The following is a 3,166-nucleotide window of genomic DNA, read 5'->3' on the forward strand; positions in this document are numbered from 1 at the left end:
GCCAGTCTGGACTACCTGCCCCCAATCAGTCGTCTTCAATCCGTGAACAACCTGGTGGGTTTACACAGCTAGTCAGGCTTAAACCCCTACTGAAAACCAGGAGAATAAAATGGCAACTCCATCCAACCTGGCCGATGTTTTGTGCCTCGAGCGCTATGGCATAACTGACGTATCCGACGTGGTTCGCAACCCCTCCTACGACCAGCTCTATCAGGAAGAGCTCAATCCCAACCTGCAAGGCTACGAGCGCGGCGTACTCACCGAGCTGGGCGCCGTCAAGGTGGATACCGGCGTGTTCACCGGCCGCTCCCCCAAAGACAAGTATCTGGTCATGGACGACACCACCCGCGACACCGTCTGGTGGTCCGAGGGTGGCAAGAACGACAACAAACCCATCAGCCCCGAGATCTGGGCCCACCTCAAGCAGCTGGTCACCACCGAGCTCTCCGGCAAGCGGTTGTTCGTGGTGGATGGCTTCTGCGGCACCAACCCGGACACCCGGCTGGCGGTGCGCATCATCACAGAGGTGGCCTGGCAGGCCCACTTCGCCACCAACATGTTTATCCGCCCCGCTGCCGCCGAGCTGGCCAGCTTCGAGCCGGACTTTGTGGTGCTAAACGGCTCCAAATGCACCAACCCCGAGTGGCAATCCCAGGGACTCAACTCCGAGAACTTCGTGGCCTTCAACCTCACCGAGAAGATGCAGGTCATCGGTGGCACCTGGTATGGCGGCGAGATGAAGAAGGGCATCTTCTCGGTGATGAACTACCTGCTGCCCCTCAAGGGCGTGGCCTCCATGCACTGCTCCGCCAACGTAGGGCCAGATGGCGACACCGCCATCTTCTTCGGCCTGTCCGGCACCGGCAAGACCACCCTTTCCACGGATCCCAAGCGCGCCTTGATCGGCGATGACGAACACGGCTGGGATGACGAAGGGGTGTTCAACTTCGAGGGTGGCTGCTACGCCAAGACCATCAAGCTGTGCAAGGAAGCCGAACCGGACATCTACAACGCCATCCGCCGGGACGCCCTGCTGGAGAACGTCACCGTGGACGCGGAGGGCAAGATCGACTTTGACGACGGCTCCCGCACCGAAAACACCCGGGTCTCCTACCCCATCTACCACATAGACAACATAGTCAAACCCGTGTCGAAGGCCGGTCATGCCACCAAGGTGATCTTTCTGACCGCCGATGCGTTCGGCGTGCTGCCGCCGGTGAGCAAGCTGACACCGGCCCAGACCCAGTACCACTTCCTGTCCGGCTTCACCGCCAAGCTGGCGGGCACCGAGCGTGGCGTCACAGCGCCGACGCCCACCTTCTCCGCCTGCTTCGGCAAGGCCTTCCTCACCCTGCACCCCACCAAGTACGGGGAAACCCTGGTGAAGCGCATGGAGGCGGCCGGCGCCCAGGCCTACCTGGTGAACACCGGCTGGAACGGCACCGGCAAGCGCATCTCCATCAAGGACACCCGCGCCATCATAGACGCCATCCTGGATGGCAGCCTGGATAAGGTGCAGACCAAGACGTTGCCCATCTTCAATCTGGAGATGCCAACGGATCTGCCCAACGTGGATCCCAAGATACTGGATCCGCGGGATACCTATGACAGCGCGGCACAATGGGAGGAGAAGGCCCGGGATCTGGCCGGCCGCTTCATCAAGAACTTCACCCAGTACACGGACACGGCAGAAGGGAAGCAACTGGTGGCCGCCGGTCCGCAGTTGGACTAGGCAGGAAGCGAACCACAAGGCGGGCGCAAGCCCGCCTTTTGTTTATCCGCCCTTTGCTCGCACGCCGGTTGCCGCTATAAAGGGGTCATGCTTTTCTGACCGACACCCAGCCGTGAAAACCAATCTCATCACCCGTGAAGGCTTCAACGCGCTCAAGCAGGAACTCGATTACCTGTGGCGCGAACACAGACCCGACATCACCGCCAAGGTGGCCTGGGCCGCCAGCTTGGGGGATCGCAGCGAGAACGCCGACTACCACTACAACAAGAAGCTGCTGCGCCAGATCGACCGGCGTATCCGCTACCTGACCAAGCGGTTGGAGGAGTTGAAGATCGTCGATCATGCCCCGGCCCAGGAGGGCAAGGTGTTCTTCGGCGCCTGGGTGGAGGTGGAGAACGAGGAGGGAGAACAGCTGGTGTTTCGCATCGTGGGCCCCGACGAGATCTACGAGCGCAAGGACTACATCTCCATCGATGCGCCCATGGCCCGGGCCCTGATCAAGAAGGAGCCGGACGACGAGGCGGACGTCATGACGCCGGCCGGCAAAAAAACCTGGTATATCAACCGGATCTGGTACGTTTAGCCAAGTCTTGCCTCCAGATATTTAGTGCTCCTGCGCCAGGTGTTCCGCCTGCCGGGCTAGGCAGCAGCTGGTGGCACCGATCGGCTTGCCCTATGCTGGGAGCCGGCCCGCGGTGACGCCGGCTGGCTTGTTGGTTGTCCACCCGCGAGGTTCCCATGTACTGCCCTCAATGTGGCCGTCCCGGCCTGCAATCCCGAGAAGATCATGAGTTTCGCTGCGATTGCGGCTTTCACTACTTCCACAACGTGGCGGCGGCGGTGGCCGCCATACTGCAGTGCGGTGACGAGATGCTGGTGACCCGCCGCGCCCGGGAGCCGGGCAAGGGGCAACTGGACTTCCCCGGCGGCTTTGTCGATCCGGCGGAGAGCCTGGAGCAGGCCCTGCGCCGCGAGCTGCACGAGGAGCTGGGGCTGGATATCGCCGGGCTCCCCTGCCACTGGCTGGGTTCGGCCAGCAACGGCTACCCCTATGACGGCATCTGCTACCACACCTGTGATTGCTACTTCCATCTGCCGCTGGCGGCCAAGCCGGCCATCTTGGGCCAGGCCGATGTGGCGGAAGCCTTCTGGCTGCCGCTGGCAGAGCTAGATCCCCGCGAATTTGCCTTCGGCTCCTCACGAGATGGCCTAACTATGCTGCACAAGCAACTCAAGAACGACACGAATAAACCATCTTCTTCTTGTGATAAAAGACTGTCACTAAGTGCCGGCCTAAAAAGTGGTGCATAGACCACTCGATACGATTGAGAAGCTGAAGAGACACGAAGAGGAACAACACGACAAAACAAAAAGCCCTTAGGTCAGATAACCTAAGGGCTCTATTTCAGTGGCGGAGTGGACGGGACTCGAACC

3 protein-coding genes are annotated in these 3,166 nt (G+C 60.9%); all 3 read left to right on the forward strand.

What is annotated here, in order from left to right:
• Window positions 1-109 precede the first annotated feature (109 nt).
• Window positions 110-1,732 carry a phosphoenolpyruvate carboxykinase (ATP) gene (pckA, locus tag ABD847_RS05390; RefSeq protein WP_345010797.1) on the forward strand — a complete coding sequence of 541 codons (1,623 nt, stop codon included), beginning with the start codon at window positions 110-112 and terminating at the stop codon, window positions 1,730-1,732.
• 112 nt (window positions 1,733-1,844) lie between these two features.
• Entirely contained in the window at window positions 1,845-2,315 is a 471-nt protein-coding gene (greB, locus tag ABD847_RS05395) for a transcription elongation factor GreB (RefSeq protein WP_345010799.1), read from the forward strand.
• 155 nt (window positions 2,316-2,470) lie between these two features.
• Window positions 2,471-3,043, forward strand: a complete 573-nt coding sequence (locus ABD847_RS05400; RefSeq protein ID WP_345010801.1) for an NUDIX hydrolase — start codon at window positions 2,471-2,473, stop codon at window positions 3,041-3,043.
• Window positions 3,044-3,166: the final 123 nt, after the last annotated feature.

It is taken from the genome of Pseudaeromonas paramecii (assembly GCF_039540575.1).
Lineage (GTDB): Bacteria > Pseudomonadota > Gammaproteobacteria > Enterobacterales > Aeromonadaceae > Pseudaeromonas > Pseudaeromonas paramecii.